Here is a 15,371-nt window from a genome sequence, read left to right on the forward strand (position 1 = left end):
TGTGGGGCCTACCCACGAATCCGAGCACGTAGAGACACCCCTCACCCGAAGCCTGCGCTGCGCTACGGCTTCGACCTCTCCCCTGCGGGGAGAGGTGACCGAGCCCGTTGCTGGATTCCGCGTTCACGCGAACGCGTGCCCCGGAATGACGGAGTTGGACCATCGGATGCGCAGCGTGCCTCGCTAATACTCTTTCCACCCAGCGGAAAAAGTGCTCTAGGGTTTTGCAACAAAACCCCGGAGGGACTTTTCGTGCGTCACACTACGATCCTTGCTGCCGCCGCCATCGCGCTGACGGCCACTGCTGCGAACGCGGACGATCTGAAGATTGCCTTGATTTACGGCAAGACCGGTCCGCTCGAGGCCTATGCCAAGCAGACCGAAACCGGGCTGCGGATGGGACTGGAATACGCCACCAAGGGCACCATGATGCTCGATGGCCGCAAGATCGTCGTCATCACCAAGGACGACCAGAGCAAGCCGGACCTGTCGAAAGCCGCTCTGGCAGAGGCCTATCAGGATGACAAGGTCGACATCGCGATCGGCAGCACGTCGTCAGCTGCCGCGCTGGCCGACCTTCCGGTAGCCGAGGAAAACAAGAAAATCCTGATCGTCGAACCCGCGGTTGCGGACCAGATTACCGGCGAGAAGTGGAATCGCTACATCTTCCGCACCGGGCGCAACTCGTCGCAGGACGCGATCTCCAACGCGGTGGCGATCGGCAAGCCGGGCGTCACCATCGCCACGCTGGGCCAGGACTATGCCTTCGGCCGCGACGGCGTCGCAGCCTTCAAGGAAGCGCTGGCGAAGACCGGCGCGACGCTCGCCGCCGAAGAATACGTGCCGACCACCACCACCGACTTCACCGCGGCCGGCCAGCGGCTGTTCGATGCGCTCAAGGACAAGCCGGGCCGCAAGATCATCTGGGTGATCTGGGCCGGCGGCGGCGATCCCCTGACCAAACTGCAGGACATGGATCCGAAGCGCTACGGCATCGAGCTGTCGACCGGCGGCAACATCCTGCCCGCGCTTGCCGCCTACAAGCGGCTGCCCGGCATGGAAGGCGCCACCTATTACTATTACGACATCCCGAAGAATCCAGTGAACGACTGGCTCGTTAGCGAACACCAGAAGCGCTTCAACGCGCCGCCGGACTTCTTCACCGCGGGCGGTTTTGCTGCAGCGATGGCGGCAGTCACCGCGGTGACGAAAGCGAAATCCACCGATACCGAAAAGCTGATCGCCGCGATGGAAGGCATGGAGTTCGACACGCCGAAGGGCAAGATGATCTTCCGCAAGGAGGACCATCAGGCGCTGCAGAGCATGTATCACTTCAAGGTCAAGGTCGATCCGAACCTCGCCTGGGCGGTGAACGAGCCGGTCCGCGAGATCAAGATCGAGGACATGAACATCCCGATCCGCAACAAGCGGTGAGTCTAAATCGTGCCCCGGACGCAGCGCAGCGCGTAGCTCTTGCGGAGCGGTGCGCTGCAGAGCCGGGGCCCATGGTTGCAAAGAAAGTAAGTGTGGGTCCCGGCTCTGCGGAGCGGCATGAAGAATGCCGCACCGCGTCCGGGACACGAGGTCGCCACCCATGACCCTCTCGCTCGAAACCCGGGACCTGACCATCCGCTTCGGCGGCCATGTCGCCGTCAACCGCGTCTCTTGCGCGTTTCGGCCGGGCGAACTCACCGCGATCGTCGGTCCCAACGGCGCCGGCAAGACCACCTATTTCAACCTGATCTCCGGACAGTTGCGCCCGAGCGCGGGCAGCATCCTGTTCGGCGGCGCCGATATCACAAAATTATCGGCGCCGCTGCGCACCCGCGCCGGACTCGGCCGCGCGTTCCAGCTCACCAATCTGTTTCCGAATCTGAGCGTGGAAGAAAACGTCCGCCTCGCGGTGCAGGCGGCCAGCGGCGTGCATTACGACATGCTGCGGCCATGGATGACGCGCCGCGACCTGATCGCGCGCGCCGACGTCATTCTGGACAGCGTCGCACTCGGCGGCCGGCGCAATGTGGCGGCGACGGTTCTCTCGCACGGCGACCAGCGCAAACTCGAGGTCGCCTTGATGATGGCGCTGGAGCCAAAAGTCTTCATGTTCGACGAGCCGACCGCGGGCATGAGCGTCGACGAAGTGCCCGTGGTGCTCGACCTGATCGCGAAATTGAAGCAGGACACCGGCAAGATCATCCTGCTGGTCGAGCACAAGATGGACGTGGTGCGCTCGCTCGCCGACCGCATTATCGTGCTGCACAACGGCCAACTTGTCGCCGACGGCAAGCCTGCGGAAGTGATCGCCTCGCCGATCGTGCAGGAAGCTTATCTGGGCATCGCACCGGGAAAGAGCGCGGCATGAGCGATCTGCTGACGCTGTCCGGCGTACACACCCATATCGGGCGCTATCATATCCTGCACGGCGTCGATTTCGCCGTCGCCAAAGGCGAGACCACGATGCTGCTCGGGCGCAATGGCGCCGGCAAGACCACGACGCTGCGCACCATCATGGGACTGTGGCCGGCATCGTCGGGACAGATCACGCTTGCAGGGCAACGCATCGAGCAACAGGCGACGCCGGATATCGCGCGGCTCGGCGTCGGCTACGTGCCGGAAAGCATGGCGGTGTTCTCCGACCTCACGGTGAAGGAAAACCTGATCCTCGCCGCGCGCGATGGGCCGCTCGACGATAACAGGCTGGAATGGATCTTTGGATTCTTCCCAGCGCTGAAGCGGTTCTGGCTGTCGCGCGCGGGCTCGTTGTCCGGCGGGCAGAAACAGATGCTGTCGATCGCGCGCGCCGTGGTCGAGCCGCGCAAGCTGCTGCTGATCGACGAGCCGACCAAGGGCCTCGCGCCGGCAATCATCGTGGCACTGATCGAATGCTTTGCCGAAATAAAACGCCGCGGCGCCACCATCCTGCTGGTCGAGCAGAATTTCCATGTCGCAGAGCAGATCGGCGATACGGTGCTGGTGATGGACAACGGAAAAATCATTCACCGCGGCGACATGACGGCGCTGGCGAACAATACAGCCTTGCAGGAACGCCTGCTTGGATTGAGCCTGGAGGCGCATCAGTGACGGAGCTTGCCGCATCGGACGCGCTGCCGAAACCGAAGCGGGATCTGCTTCCCGTGCTGCTGCCCGTGATTCTCGCGCTGGCGATGGCGCCGCTGATCGGGTCGGGCAGTTCATGGGTGACGCTGACGGTGGCAAGTTTTGCGATGGGCATGATGATCTTCATCATGGCGTCCGGGCTGACGCTGGTGTTCGGCCTGATGGACGTGCTGAATTTCGGCCACGGCGCCTTCATCGCCGTCGGCGCCTATATCGCGACGCTGGTGCTGCTGCCGCTGGCGGCATGGGTGCAGGCCGACTCGCTGCTCACGAATCTGGCGGTGCTGGCGCCCGCGGCGCTCGCCGCAATGGCGGTATCCGGCGCGCTCGGGCTTCTGTTCGAGCGCGTGCTGATCCTTCCCGTCTACGGCCAGCATCTCAAGCAAATCCTGATGACCACCGGCGGGTTGATCGTCGCCGAGCAGGCGCTGTATGCGCTGTGGGGACCGCAGATCATCCCGCTGCCGCTGCCGACGTCGCTGCGCGGCTCCTTCATCCTCGGCGACGTCGCGATGTCGAAATACCGCCTGCTGGCGATGCTGGTCGGCCTCGTCGTGTTCTTGAGCATTCAGCTGGTATTGAACCGGACCAAGATCGGCCTCTTGATCCGCGCCGGCGTCGAGAACCGCGAGATGGTGGAGGCGCTCGGCTATCGCATCCGCCGGCTGTTTCTCGGCGTATTCATGACAGGCTCGGCGCTCGCCGGTCTCGGCGGCATCATGTGGGCGCTGTATCGCGAGCAGGTGCACGCCTCGATGGGCAACGATCTCACCGTGCTGGTGTTCATCGTCGTGATCATCGGCGGGCTCGGTTCGATCGGCGGCTGCTTCATCGGCGCGCTGCTGGTCGCCATGGTGGCGAATTACGGCGGCTTCCTGGTGCCGAAACTGGCGCTGGTCTCCAACATACTGCTGATGGTCGCGGTCCTGATGTGGCGGCCGCGCGGGCTTTATGCGGTGACGAGCCGATGATGATCCTTTCCGGCGATCCGCCGCGCAGCCGGGCGCTCGGCATCCTGTTGATAATCATCATTGCCGCGCTCGCGGTGGCGCCCTTTGTGTTTCCCGGCGCCAAGGCGATGAATGTCGCCACAAAAATCTGCATCTTCGCGGCACTGGTGGCGTCCTACGATCTGTTGCTCGGCTATACCGGCTCGGTGTCGTTCGCCCACACCATGTTCTATGGCATCGGCAGCTACGCCGTTGCGATCGCGCTGTATTCGATGGGACCGACCTGGGCCGCGGTCGCCACCGGTTTAGCGATCGGTTTGCCGCTGGCGGCGCTGCTGGCGCTTTGCATCGGCCTGTTCTCGCTGCGGGTCGAGGCGATCTTCTTTGCCATGATCACGCTGGCGGTGGCGTCGGCGTTTCTGGTGCTGGCGTCGCAATTGTCGTGGCTGACCGGCGGCGAGGATGGCCGCAGTTTTCAACTGCCGGAACTGCTGCGCCCGGGCACCATCCTGATCCCGAAGGATTGGTTCGGTTTCGCCGTCAACGGGCGGATCCTGACCTATTACATCATCTTCGTCGCATGCGCCGCGATGATCCTTGGCCTGCTGCGGGTGGTGAACTCGCCGTTCGGCCGGGTGCTGCAGGCGCTGCGCGAGAACAGGTTTCGCGCCGAAGCGCTCGGCTACCGCACGGTGTTTCATCTGACCTACGCCAATTGCATCGCGGCGCTGGTTGCCGCCAGCGCCGGCGCGCTGAACGCGCTGTGGCTGCGCTATGCCGGCCCCGGCACTTCGCTGAGCTTTGAGATCATGCTGGATATCCTGCTGATGGTGGTGATCGGCGGCATGGGCACGATGTACGGCGCGATCATCGGCGCGGCCATCTTCATTCTGGCGGAGAATTATCTGCAGGCGCTGATGAGCGTCGCGTCCACGCTGGCCGCCCAGGCCGGAGTGCCGCTGCTGCCGGGGCTGCTGCATCCGGACCGCTGGCTGTTGTGGCTCGGCCTGTTGTTTATCTTCAGCGTGTATTTCTTCCCGGCCGGCGTCGTCGGCCGGTTGCGCGCCGGCGCCCGCCAATCCACATAGGGTGTTCGCTTCTCATCCATGAAAAGAGCATCACATGTCGTTCTATGACGCGACCGTTCCGGCTTTCCTGCAGATCCTCAATAGCCTCTCAGGTCTTCTCAACAAGGCCGAGGCGCATTGCGCGGCGAAAAATATCCAGCCCGAGGTGCTGCTGTCGGCGCGGCTTTTTCCGGACATGCTGCCGCTGAGCAAGCAGATTCAGCTCGCGTCAGACTTTGCAACGAAGGGCTGCGCGCGAGTGACGCACAGCGAAGTGCCGTCGACGCCCGACACCGAAAAGACCTTTGCCGAGTTGCAGCAGCGGCTGGCCAAGACCATCGATTATGTGAAAGGTTTCAAGCCCGCGCAGTTCGACGGCGCGGAAGGCCGCGACGTCAAATTTCCTGCAGGCCCGGACAAGACCATGACTCTGAAGGGCCAGCAGTTCATCAGCCATTTCGCATTCCCGAATTTCTACTTCCATGCCGCCACCGCCCACGGCATCCTGCGCCACAACGGCGTCGAGATCGGGAAGCGGGATTTTCTCGGGGTGAGTTGAGGTCGCGGAGCTTCCCTTACCTCTCCCCGCAGGGGAGAGGTCGAAGCCGGAGCGCAGCGAAGGCTTCGGGTGAGGGGTGTCTCCACGCATTCGGACTCGCGGAGAGGCCCCTCACCCGCCCCGCATCTAACGATGCGAGGCGACCTCTCCCCTCCGGGGAGAGGTGAGGCTGCATCCGTCTCCGCGCGATACACAATTTCTTGACGGCGATCGGGAGCAAGTCGTCAAAAGTCGAATGGCTTGAGGCATTGCCTTTCATGAGCAGACATCCCACCTCGAAATCACCCGCCATATTTCGGAAAACCAACACATGAGCACTGCGACCAAACTGTTCGAGCCCACCAAGCTTGGGCCCCTCACGCTTCCCAACCGCCTGGTGATGGCGCCGCTGACCCGCAACCGCGCGCTGGCCGGCCTGGTGCCCAATCCATTGGCGGTCGAATATTACGGCCAGCGCGCCTCCGCAGGCCTGTTGGTGAGCGAGGCAACCCAGGTTTCACAACAGGGCCAGGGTTATCAGGATACGCCCGGCATCTATTCGAAGCAGCAGGTTGCGGGCTGGCGCAAGGTGACGGACCGCGTCCATGAGCGCGGCGGCCGCATCTTTCTTCAGCTCTGGCATGTGGGGCGTATTTCGCATGTCAGCCTTCAGGAGAACAATCAGGCGCCGGTCGCGCCATCGGCGATCCGCGCCAAGGGCAAGACCTTCGTCGGCGGCACCTTTGCCGACGTGTCCGAGCCACGCGCGCTGACGCTTGAGGAGATTCCCGGCATCATCGAGAGTTTCAGGAAGGGCGCGGCCAATGCGCTGGCGGCGGGTTTCGACGGCGTCGAAGTGCACGGCGCCAACGGCTATCTGCTGGAACAGTTCGCCAAGGACGGCACCAACAAACGCACCGATGCCTACGGCGGATCGATCGAGAACCGCGCAAGGCTGATGCTTGAAGTGGCAAAAGCGGTGGCGGCGGAAGCAGGACCTGAGCGGACCGGCATTCGTATTTCACCGGTAACGCCGGCCAACGATATCTCCGACAGCAATCCGCAATCGCTGTACGATTATATCGTCGATCAGCTGGGCGCGCTGAAGCTTGTCTACATCCATGTCGTCGAGGGCGCAACCGGCGGCCCGCGCGACATCGCGCCATTCGACTACGGCTCCTTGCGCAAGCGGTTCAAGGGCACTTACATCGCCAACAACGGTTATGATTTCGATCTGGCGAACAAGGTGCTGGCGGCGAACGAAGCCGACCTGATCGCATTCGGAAAGCCGTTCCTCGCCAATCCCGATCTGGTCGAAAGGTTGAAGCGCGGCGCCCCGCTCAACGCGCCCGACAAGGCGACGTTCTACGGCGGCGGCGCCAAGGGATATACCGATTATCCGGCGCTCGGCGATTCTCTCCAGGCGGCGCAGTAACAAGCGACGTCGTCATCCTGAGGAGCCGCGCATCTTGCGCGGCGTCTCGAAGGATGGAGGCGATGTGCATGCGGCCCATCCTTCGAGACGCGCGCAAGAGCGCGCTCCTCAGGATGACGGGGTCGCATGTCGCGAAATAAAAAAAGCCGGGATCGCTCCCGGCCTTTGTTATTGTTGGCGCTACTGCCTCAGTTCGACGCCCGCTTCGGCGGGGTGGCCGGCCACGACTTGATCAGCGCATCGTAGTCGACGGTTTCGCCCTTCGGCTTCTCGTTCGCCAGCTTGCGCTGCGGCGCGATGTTGCCGTCCTTCTCCGACTTGGCGAACCAGTACTCCGGCTTCTCCTTCTTGTTCATCTTTGGACCGCAGGCGCCCTGCACGCCGGATTTCTCCAGACGCTCGAGCACCGAATCCTGCGCGGCCGCGAGTGCGTCCATCGCGGCCTGGGGCGTCTTCGAACCGGACGACGCATCGCCGATGTTCTGCCACCACAGTTGCGCCAGTTTCGGATAATCCGGCACGTTGTTGCCGGTCGGGGTCCACTGCACGCGCGCCGGCGAGCGGTAGAACTCGATCAGGCCGCCGAGTTTCGGCGCGCGCTCGGTGAACGACTTGTCCCAGATGTCGGATTCACGCACGAAGGTGAGACCGACATGGCTCTTCTTCAACGACACCGTCTTGGAGACGATGAACTGCAGATAGAGCCAGGCCGCCTTGCGGCGGTCCGCCGGGGTCGATTTCAGCAGCGTCGCGGAGCCGGCGTCCTGGTAGCCGAGCTTCATGCCCTCCTTCCAGTACGATCCGTGCGGCGACGGCGCCATGCGCCATTTCGGCGTGCCGTCCGCGTTCACCACCGGAATGCCGGGCTTCACCATGTCGGCGGTGAAGGCGGTGTACCAGAAGATCTGCTGGGCGATCGCGCCTTGCGCCGGCACCGGACCTGCTTCGGAGAAGGTCATGCCTTGCGACTGCGGCGGGGCATACTTCTTCATCCAGTCGAGATATTTGGCGATCGAGTAGACCGCCGCGGGACCGTTGGTATCGCCGCCGCGCTCGACCGATGAGCCGACCGGCCGGCAGCCCTCCATGCGGATGCCCCATTCGTCGACGGGCTTGCCGTTCGGGATGCCCTTGTCGCCATTGCCCGCCATCGACAGCCACGCGTCGGTGAACCGCCAGCCCAGCGAGGGGTCCTTCTTGCCATAGTCCATGTGGCCATAGACGCGGACGCCGCCAATCTCCTTGATGTCGTTGGTGAAGAACTCGGCGATGTCCTCATAGGCCGACCAGTTCACGGGAACGCCGAGATCGTAGCCATACTTGGCCTTGAACTTGGCCTTGTACTCCGGATTGGAGAACCAGTCGTAGCGGAACCAATAGAGGTTGGCGAACTGCTGGTCGGGAAGCTGATAGAGCTTGCCGTCCGGGCCCGTGGTGAAGGACTTTCCGATGAAGTCGTTGACGTCGAGGCCGGGGTTGGTGACGTCCTTGCCCTCGCCTGTCATATAGTCCGACAGGATCACGGTCTGGTTATAGCGCGAATGCGTGCCGATCAGATCGCTATCGTTGATCCAGCCGTCATACACGTTCTTGCCGGACTGCATCTGGGTTTGCAGCTTTTCGACCACGTCACCTTCCTGGATCAAGTCGTGCTTGATCTTGATGCCGGTGATTTCGGTGAAGGCCTTGGCGAGCGTCTTGGACTCGTATTCATGTGTCGTGATGGTTTCCGACACGATGTTGATGTCCATGCCCTTGAAGGGTGCGGCGGCCTTTTCGAACCACTGCAGTTCCTTCAACTGGTCGGCCTTGGAAAGGGTCGACGGCTGGAATTCGCTGTCGATCCACCTTTGCGAGGTTGCATCGTCGGCACGGGCCGGCGCGGTGAGTGTGACGGAAGCCGCGATCAGCGCCGCAGCGCTGGTCATAGTCAGAAGACTATCCTTACTTCTCCTCAAGCGTCGCATTTTTGGTTCCTCCGGTTACAGCGACAAAAATCAAGTCTCAGGCCCGGGTTGATCCCGGATCTGCTCTTTCGCCTCGTCAGACGGCGCGAAAAATCGCCACGGCTGAAGCAAGCGAAATCAGGGTTGCGAGCCACAGGCTCGAAATTTCAACGCCCTCCCCGATCGGCAGCGTCGCGATCGGTTCGGTGCCAAAAAAGGCGATCCACAGCAGATGGATCACGGCCGTCGTGATCAGCGAAATGAAGAGGCGGTCGCCGCGCGTGGTCGGGATGCGCAAAATTCCGACGCGCTCCGCTTCGGGATAGGCGACCGCAAGCCAGGTCATGACGCCGAGCGTCATCGCGAGCAGCGCGAAGAAGATCGCGGTCGGCAGCGTCCAGGCCATCCATGCGATGTTTTCCATGGCTATTCCTCCACGCCGCAACGATGCGAGGCGCGCCCCCTCTCCATCCAACTCGGGTTTACCCGAGTTGGCATTTTTTTAAGATCAAAGTCGGATAGATCCGACTTTGATTGGGAGAGGGTTGGGGTGAGGGGGTACGGACTATCGATAGACGCGTCTCCCCTCACCCGGATTTGCCGCTTCGCGCCAAATCCGACCTCTCCCCGACGGGGAGAGGTGAGGCAGAGTGCGGAGCAGCGATTTGCTTTCATCAAGCCCTCCCTCACACCCGGCCCAGCGCAAAACCGCGCGCGATGTAGTTGCGGACGAACCAGATCACCAGCGCGCCGGGGATGATGGTGAGCACGCCGGCGGCCGCCAGCAGGCCCCAGTCAACGCCGGCCGCCGACACGGTGCGGGTCATGACAGCCGAAATCGGTTTGGCGTTGACGGATGTCAGCGTGCGCGCCAGCAGCAATTCGACCCAGGAGAACATGAAGCAGAAGAACGCCGCGACGCCGATGCCGCTGGCGATCAGCGGCACCAGTATCTTGACAAAGAATTTCGGGAACGAGTAGCCGTCGAGGAACGCGGTCTCGTCGATCTCCCGCGGCACGCTGGAGACAAAGCCTTCGAGGATCCATACCGCCAGCGGCACGTTGAACAGGCAATGCGCCAATGCGACCGCCCACGGCGTGTCGAACAAATTGAGCGCCGAATACAGGTTGAAGAACGGCAGCGCAAACACCGCCGGCGGCGCCATCCGGTTCGACAGCAGCCAGAAGAACAGGTGCTTGTCGCCGAGGAAACGATAGCGCGAGAATGCGTAGGCCGCGGGCAGCGCGAAGGAGATCGAGATCACCGTATTGATCAGCACGTATTTCAGCGAGTTGATGTAGCCGGAATACCAGCTCTCGTCGGTGAAGATGCGCACGTAGTTGGCGAGCGTCGGCTGATGCGGCCACAGCGTCATGGTGGTAACGATTTCGGTGTTGGTCTTGAAGCTCATGTTGACCAGCCAGTAGATCGGCAGCAGCAGGAAGATCAAAAACAACGAAAGAATCACGCGGCGGCCCGGGATTGAATGCATCATGCGGCTGCCTTTTCCGGGCGTTCGACGCCGACATTGGTCATGACGGTGTAGAATATCCAGCACACGATGATGATGATCAGGTTGTAGACGATCGACAGCGCCGCGGCCTTGCCGAGGTCGAACTGCCCGAGCGCGATCTTGACCAGTTCGATGGAAACGAACGTCGTCGAATTGCCGGGGCCGCCGCCGGTCACCACGAACGGCTCGGTGTAGATCATGAATGAGTCCATGAAGCGCAGCAGCACCGCGATCAGCAGCACGCGGTTCATTTTCGGCAGCTGGATGGCGCGGAATACCGCCCAGCGCGACGCGCCGTCGATTTGCGCTGCCTGATAATAGGCATCGGGAATCGACTTGAGGCCCGCGTAGCAGAGCAGCGCGACCAGGCTGGTCCAGTGCCAGACGTCCATCACGACCACGGTGGCCCAGGCGTCGAAATCGTTGGAGACGTAATTGTAGTTCATGCCGAGACCGTTCAGCACATAACCCATCAGCCCGATATCGGGTCGCCCAAAGATCTGCCAGATGGTGCCGACCACGTTCCATGGAATGAGCAGCGGCAGCGCCAGGATCACCAGGCAGGCCGCGACGCGCCAGCCCTCGCGGGGCATCGACAGCGCCACCACGATGCCGAGCGGCACCTCGATCGCCAGAATGATCGCGGAGAAAGCGAGGTTCCGCAACAGCGAGGCGAGAAACCGTCCGCCAAGATCGGTGGAAGGATCGAGCAGTTCCTTGAACCAGCCGACGCCATTCCAAAAGAACTGGTTGTTGCCGAACGTGTCCTGCATCGAATAGTTCACCACCGTCATCAGCGGCAGGATCGCGGAAAACGCCACGATCAAGAACACCGGCAGCACCAGGAACCAGGCCTTTTGGTTGATGGTCTTGTCCATCAGGCGGCCCCCTCGACCAGACGGCTGTCGGCATAAACGTGCACGCGCGACGGATCGAATCTCAGCCCCGCCTGCCGGTCTGGAATCGAAAATCCCGGCGGCACCCTTGCATTGAATTTGACGTCGCCGATCCGCACCCGCGCAAATTGCACACGGCCGAGGTCGTCAATCCTCTCGATATTGGCGGTCAGCAACTCTGGCGTTGGCGGCTCAACGGTTACGAATTCCGGGCGCACGCCGATCTCGACCTTCGCACCCGGCGGCAAGCGATCGTAGCTGCGGTTCAGCGCGATCCGATGGCCGCTGATCCGCGCTTGTCGTCCCGCCACTTCCGCCGGCACGATGTTCATGCCGGGCGAGCCGATGAAATAGCCGACGAAGGTGTGCGCAGGCTTGTCGAACAGTTCCGCCGGCGTGCCGCTCTGCACCACGCGGCCGTCATGCATCACCACCACGGTGTCGGCGAAGGTCAGCGCCTCGGTCTGGTCATGGGTGACGTAGATCATGGTGAGGTCGAGTTCGCGATGCAGCGCCTTGAGCTTGGAACGCAACTGCCATTTCAACTCGGGATCGATCACGGTGAGCGGCTCGTCGAACAGCACCGCGGCGACGTCGGACCGCACCAGGCCGCGGCCGAGCGAGATCTTCTGCTTGGCGTCCGCCGTCAGCCGCGTCGCCTTGCGATTAAGATACGGGGTGAGATCGAGCAGCCGGGCGATCTCCGCGACCCGCGCATCGATCTCAGCTTTCGGCACGCCGCGGTTCTGCAGCGGGAACGCGAGGTTTTGTCCGACCGTCATGGTGTCGTAGATCACCGGAAACTGGAACACCTGCGCGATATTGCGCTTCTGGGTTGACAGCAGTGTGATGTCCTTGCCGTCGAACAGGATTTTGCCGCGCGACGGCGTCACGATCCCCGAGATCAGGTTGAGCAGCGTGGTCTTGCCGCAGCCGCTTGGCCCGAGCAGCGCATAGGCGCCACCCTGCCGCCAGGTCATCGAGATCGGTTTCAGCGCCCAGCAATCCGGATCGGCGGCATTGCCGCCGTAGGAGTGCGCGAGATCGACGAGTTCAATGCGGGCCATGCGGCATCTCCCTCACATCGAACCGGGCGCGGCGACCAAGCGGCCGGCCGCGTCGAACACGAACAGATCGTTCGGGTTCAGCACCGCATCCAGTGTGTCGCCCGGCGCGAATTCATGGACACCCTGCAGCACCGCGACCCAGTTCTGGTCGTCGCGCTTCAGGTGCACGAAACTTTCCGAGCCGGTGATTTCCGTCACCGTCACGGTGGCGGAAAACGCGTGACGGTCGGCGATCCCATTGGCGACTTCCAGTTGGTGCGCGCGAAAACCGACGCGGTAGGCGCCGTCGCCAAGTCTTGAGTAGAGCCCGCTGGCGGGCGCCTGCACGCCGCCGGCGTATTGCACCGAGCCGTTCTTCTTTTGGATTCCAACGATGTTGAGCGGCGGATCGGAAAACACCTGCGCCACGCGCAGCGTATCGGGATGGCGATAGACCTTTGAGGTCTCGCCGGCCTGCAGTATCTCGCCTTGCCACATGCAGATGGTGCGGCCGCCGAGCAGCAGCGCTTCGGAAGGCTCGGTCGTGGCATAGACGAAGATCGCCCCTGACGCCTCGAAGATGCGCGGCAGTTCGGTGCGCAGTTCCTCGCGCAGCTTGTAATCGAGGTTGGCGAGCGGCTCGTCCAGCAGCACCAGGTCGGCGCCCTTCACCAGCGCGCGCGCGATCGCGGTGCGCTGCTGCTGTCCGCCCGACAATTGTAGCGGCGTACGGTTCAGATACGGCTCCAGCTTCAGCAGTCTTGCGGCCTCCTGCACCCGGTTCTCGATTTCGGCGCGCGGCTTGCCTTGGACGCGGAGCGGCGAGGCGATGTTTTCATAGACGCTGAGCGAGGGATAATTGATGAACTGCTGGTACACCATCGCCACCGAGCGTTTGCGCACGTCGACGCCGGTGACATCCTTGCCATCGACGACAACGCGGCCTGATGTCGGCTTGTCGAGGCCGGCGAGCAGCCGCATGATCGAGGTCTTGCCGGACAGCGTCGGCCCCAGCAGCACGCTCAGCGTGCCGCGGTCGAGCGTCAAGGAGACGTCGCGAATGGTCGGGATGCCGTCGACCGCGCGGATGACATGGTCGAGCGTCACGCTCATGTCCGCCCTCCCGCTTCCCTTAAGGGACGTTCGGTGGGGTCATGATGCGCCGATATCCAGTCGTCGATAGCAGCGATTTCGGCGGCCGATAGCCGCAGTCCCAGTTTGGACCGCCGCCACACGATGTCATCGGCCGTGCAGGCCCATTCGTTGGCCATCAGGTACCTGACTTCGCTCTCCGTCAATGTCGCGCCGAAGGATTGGCCGAGATCCGCAAACGATTTCGCATTGCCCAAAACCTTGCTGGCTCGGGTGCCGTAGGCGTGCGCGAGACGGCGTGCATGCGCCGGGACAAGGAATGGATATTGCCGCCGCAGTTCAGCGGTCAGCGCCGCGATCGCCGAGACGTCGAGATCGCCGCCGGGCAACGGCGATTTGGCGGTCCAGCCTTCGCGGGCCTTTTCGTTTTCCCTGGCGCTGCATAAGTACGGCGACAGCCGTTCCAGCGCCTCCTCGGCGAGGCGGCGATAGGTGGTGATCTTGCCGCCATAGATCGACAGCAGCGGCGCGCCGCCGGCGGTGTCGAGCTCGAATACATAATCGCGCGTGGCGGCCTTGGCTTCGCTGGCGCCGTCGTCATAGAGCGGACGCACGCCGGCATAGGTCCACACCACGTCCGCGGGCTTCACGGGTTTTGCGAGATATTCGCTGACGGAATCGCACAAGTATTTTATTTCCTCGGGCGTTGCCTTCACTTGCGCAGGATCGCCGTCATAGTCGCGGTCGGTGGTGCCGATCAGCGTAAAATCGTCCTGATACGGAATCACGAACACGATGCGGCCGTCGCTGTTCTGGAACATGTAGGCGCGGTCGTGGTCGTAGAGTTTTCGCACCACGATGTGGGAGCCCTGCACCAGCCGCACCTTTGCCCGGGGGTTGACGCCCGCGCCGAACGACAGCACCTGCTCAACCCACGGCCCGCCGGCGTTGACCAGGGCGCGGGCCGAGATGGTCGAGCGCTCGCCGCTTGATTTGTCCTCGACCGTGACGTGCCAAATTCCGTCGGCCTGGCGGATCTGAACCGCGCGGGTGCGGGTGCGGATGACGGCGCCGCGATTGGCGGCGTCGCGCGCGGTCAGCACAACAAGCCGGGCATCGTCGACAAAACAGTCGGAATATTCAAAACCCTTGGTGTAGCGGCCGGGGACCAGCGGCTGCCCGACCTCATCGCGGACCAGATCGAGCGTGCGCGTCGGCGGCAGCAGCTTTCGGCCACCGATATAGTCGTACATGGCCAGACCCAGCCGCAGCAGCCATGCCGGCCGCAACCCCGCATGGTGCGGCAGCACGAATCGCAGCGGCCGGATGATGTGCGGTGCGATCTGCCAGAGAATTTCGCGCTCGATCAGCGCCTCGCGGACCAGCCGGAACTCGTAATATTCGAGATAGCGCAGGCCGCCGTGCACGAGCTTGGTCGACCACGACGAGGTGCCGCTCGCTAAGTCATTCATTTCACAAAGGAAAACAGAGCTTCCCCGGCCGGCCGCATCGCGGGCGATGCCGCAGCCATTGACGCCGCCGCCAATGATCGCGAGGTCGAAAACCTGACCCAAGGACGCTCCCCCTCATGCTTTTTGTCGCGCACAATCCCGGCAGGAAGCTCGCGGCTGCTCACTGATCTTCAGATTCAGCGACTAGCTTTCGTTTTTGGATTAAAGCACAACCAAAAGCGAAAGCAATCTAAAGGGTGGAACAGCAGGAGATCGCTTTCGTGCCCCGGACGCAGTAGCTCTTGCGAAGCGGTGCGCT

At 62.7% G+C, this 15,371-nt stretch carries 14 protein-coding genes; 7 read left to right on the forward strand and 7 right to left on the reverse strand.

Features of this window, described 5'->3' with window-relative positions:
- Positions 1–252: 252 nt before the first annotated feature.
- The 7 genes from VGP39_RS18725 (at position 253) to VGP39_RS18755 (ending at position 7,107) form a co-directional block, all read left to right on the forward strand.
- A complete protein-coding gene (locus tag VGP39_RS18725) occupies positions 253–1,434 on the forward strand; it encodes a substrate-binding domain-containing protein (RefSeq protein ID WP_327569591.1) in 1,182 nt (393 codons plus the stop codon).
- A 160-nt stretch (positions 1,435–1,594) separates the two neighbouring features.
- Positions 1,595–2,362 carry an ABC transporter ATP-binding protein gene (locus tag VGP39_RS18730; RefSeq protein WP_327569592.1) on the forward strand — a complete coding sequence of 256 codons (768 nt, stop codon included), beginning with the start codon at positions 1,595–1,597 and terminating at the stop codon, positions 2,360–2,362.
- The gene (locus VGP39_RS18735; protein WP_327569593.1) at positions 2,359–3,081 is read left to right on the forward strand and encodes an ABC transporter ATP-binding protein; all 723 of its coding nucleotides are present in this window, start codon (positions 2,359–2,361) and stop codon (positions 3,079–3,081) included. Before VGP39_RS18730 ends, VGP39_RS18735 begins: the two co-directional genes overlap by 4 nt.
- Positions 3,078–4,088 carry a branched-chain amino acid ABC transporter permease gene (locus VGP39_RS18740; RefSeq protein ID WP_327569594.1) on the forward strand — a complete coding sequence of 337 codons (1,011 nt, stop codon included), beginning with the start codon at positions 3,078–3,080 and terminating at the stop codon, positions 4,086–4,088. Before VGP39_RS18735 ends, VGP39_RS18740 begins: the two co-directional genes overlap by 4 nt.
- Entirely contained in the window at positions 4,085–5,155 is a 1,071-nt protein-coding gene (locus tag VGP39_RS18745; protein ID WP_327569595.1) for a branched-chain amino acid ABC transporter permease, read from the forward strand. The genes VGP39_RS18740 and VGP39_RS18745 overlap by 4 nt, the downstream gene beginning before the upstream one ends.
- A 34-nt stretch (positions 5,156–5,189) precedes the next feature.
- Complete coding sequence (locus VGP39_RS18750) at positions 5,190–5,693, forward strand: DUF1993 domain-containing protein (RefSeq protein WP_327569596.1); 504 nt, start codon at positions 5,190–5,192, stop codon at positions 5,691–5,693.
- Positions 5,694–6,003: 310 nt separating this feature from the next.
- Positions 6,004–7,107, forward strand: a complete 1,104-nt coding sequence (locus VGP39_RS18755; protein WP_327569597.1) for an alkene reductase — start codon at positions 6,004–6,006, stop codon at positions 7,105–7,107.
- Positions 7,108–7,295: 188 nt separating this feature from the next.
- Here the strand turns inward: VGP39_RS18755 and VGP39_RS18760 are convergent, their stop codons facing one another.
- The 7 genes from VGP39_RS18760 to glpD all read right to left on the reverse strand — a co-directional run bounded on the left by VGP39_RS18760 (position 7,296) and on the right by glpD (position 15,175).
- On the reverse strand, positions 7,296–9,035 hold the full coding sequence (locus VGP39_RS18760) for an ABC transporter substrate-binding protein (protein ID WP_414644726.1): 1,740 nt from the start codon (positions 9,033–9,035) through the stop codon (positions 7,296–7,298).
- Between the two features lie 115 nt (positions 9,036–9,150).
- A complete protein-coding gene (locus VGP39_RS18765; protein WP_327569599.1) occupies positions 9,151–9,477 on the reverse strand; it encodes a DUF2160 domain-containing protein in 327 nt (108 codons plus the stop codon).
- A gap of 262 nt (positions 9,478–9,739) precedes the next feature.
- Positions 9,740–10,546 (reverse strand): carbohydrate ABC transporter permease, encoded by an 807-nt coding sequence (locus VGP39_RS18770; protein ID WP_327569629.1) that lies wholly within the window; start codon positions 10,544–10,546, stop codon positions 9,740–9,742.
- Positions 10,546–11,445: a sugar ABC transporter permease gene (locus VGP39_RS18775; RefSeq protein WP_327569600.1), complete on the reverse strand. Its 900-nt coding sequence runs from the start codon at positions 11,443–11,445 to the stop codon at positions 10,546–10,548. Before VGP39_RS18775 ends, VGP39_RS18770 begins: the two co-directional genes overlap by 1 nt.
- Entirely contained in the window at positions 11,445–12,530 is a 1,086-nt protein-coding gene (locus VGP39_RS18780; RefSeq protein ID WP_327569601.1) for an ABC transporter ATP-binding protein, read from the reverse strand. Before VGP39_RS18780 ends, VGP39_RS18775 begins: the two co-directional genes overlap by 1 nt.
- Positions 12,531–12,542: 12 nt before the next feature.
- Entirely contained in the window at positions 12,543–13,622 is a 1,080-nt protein-coding gene (locus VGP39_RS18785; protein WP_327569602.1) for an ABC transporter ATP-binding protein, read from the reverse strand.
- Positions 13,619–15,175 (reverse strand): glycerol-3-phosphate dehydrogenase, encoded by a 1,557-nt coding sequence (glpD, locus tag VGP39_RS18790; RefSeq protein ID WP_327569603.1) that lies wholly within the window; start codon positions 15,173–15,175, stop codon positions 13,619–13,621. Before glpD ends, VGP39_RS18785 begins: the two co-directional genes overlap by 4 nt.
- Between the last annotated feature and the right edge of the window lie 196 nt (positions 15,176–15,371).

This window comes from Bradyrhizobium sp. (assembly GCF_036009065.1).
In the GTDB taxonomy this organism is placed as follows: Bacteria; Pseudomonadota; Alphaproteobacteria; order Rhizobiales; family Xanthobacteraceae; genus Bradyrhizobium.

Bases quoted from the DNA above. Each gene is read 5' to 3' on its own strand.
- VGP39_RS18750 (WP_327569596.1), top strand. From the start codon at position 5,190: ATGTCGTTCTATGACGCGACCGTTCCGGCTTTCCTGCAGATCCTCAAT.
- VGP39_RS18760 (WP_414644726.1), bottom strand. From the start codon at position 9,035: ATGACCAGCGCTGCGGCGCTGATCGCGGCTTCCGTCACACTCACCGCG.
- VGP39_RS18735 (WP_327569593.1), top strand. From the start codon at position 2,359: ATGAGCGATCTGCTGACGCTGTCCGGCGTACACACCCATATCGGGCGC.
- VGP39_RS18775 (WP_327569600.1), bottom strand. From the start codon at position 11,445: ATGGACAAGACCATCAACCAAAAGGCCTGGTTCCTGGTGCTGCCGGTG.
- VGP39_RS18745 (WP_327569595.1), top strand. From the start codon at position 4,085: ATGATGATCCTTTCCGGCGATCCGCCGCGCAGCCGGGCGCTCGGCATC.
- VGP39_RS18780 (WP_327569601.1), bottom strand. From the start codon at position 12,530: ATGGCCCGCATTGAACTCGTCGATCTCGCGCACTCCTACGGCGGCAAT.
- VGP39_RS18785 (WP_327569602.1), bottom strand. From the start codon at position 13,622: ATGAGCGTGACGCTCGACCATGTCATCCGCGCGGTCGACGGCATCCCG.
- VGP39_RS18770 (WP_327569629.1), bottom strand. From the start codon at position 10,546: ATGCATTCAATCCCGGGCCGCCGCGTGATTCTTTCGTTGTTTTTGATC.
- VGP39_RS18730 (WP_327569592.1), top strand. From the start codon at position 1,595: ATGACCCTCTCGCTCGAAACCCGGGACCTGACCATCCGCTTCGGCGGC.
- VGP39_RS18765 (WP_327569599.1), bottom strand. From the start codon at position 9,477: ATGGAAAACATCGCATGGATGGCCTGGACGCTGCCGACCGCGATCTTC.
- VGP39_RS18755 (WP_327569597.1), top strand. From the start codon at position 6,004: ATGAGCACTGCGACCAAACTGTTCGAGCCCACCAAGCTTGGGCCCCTC.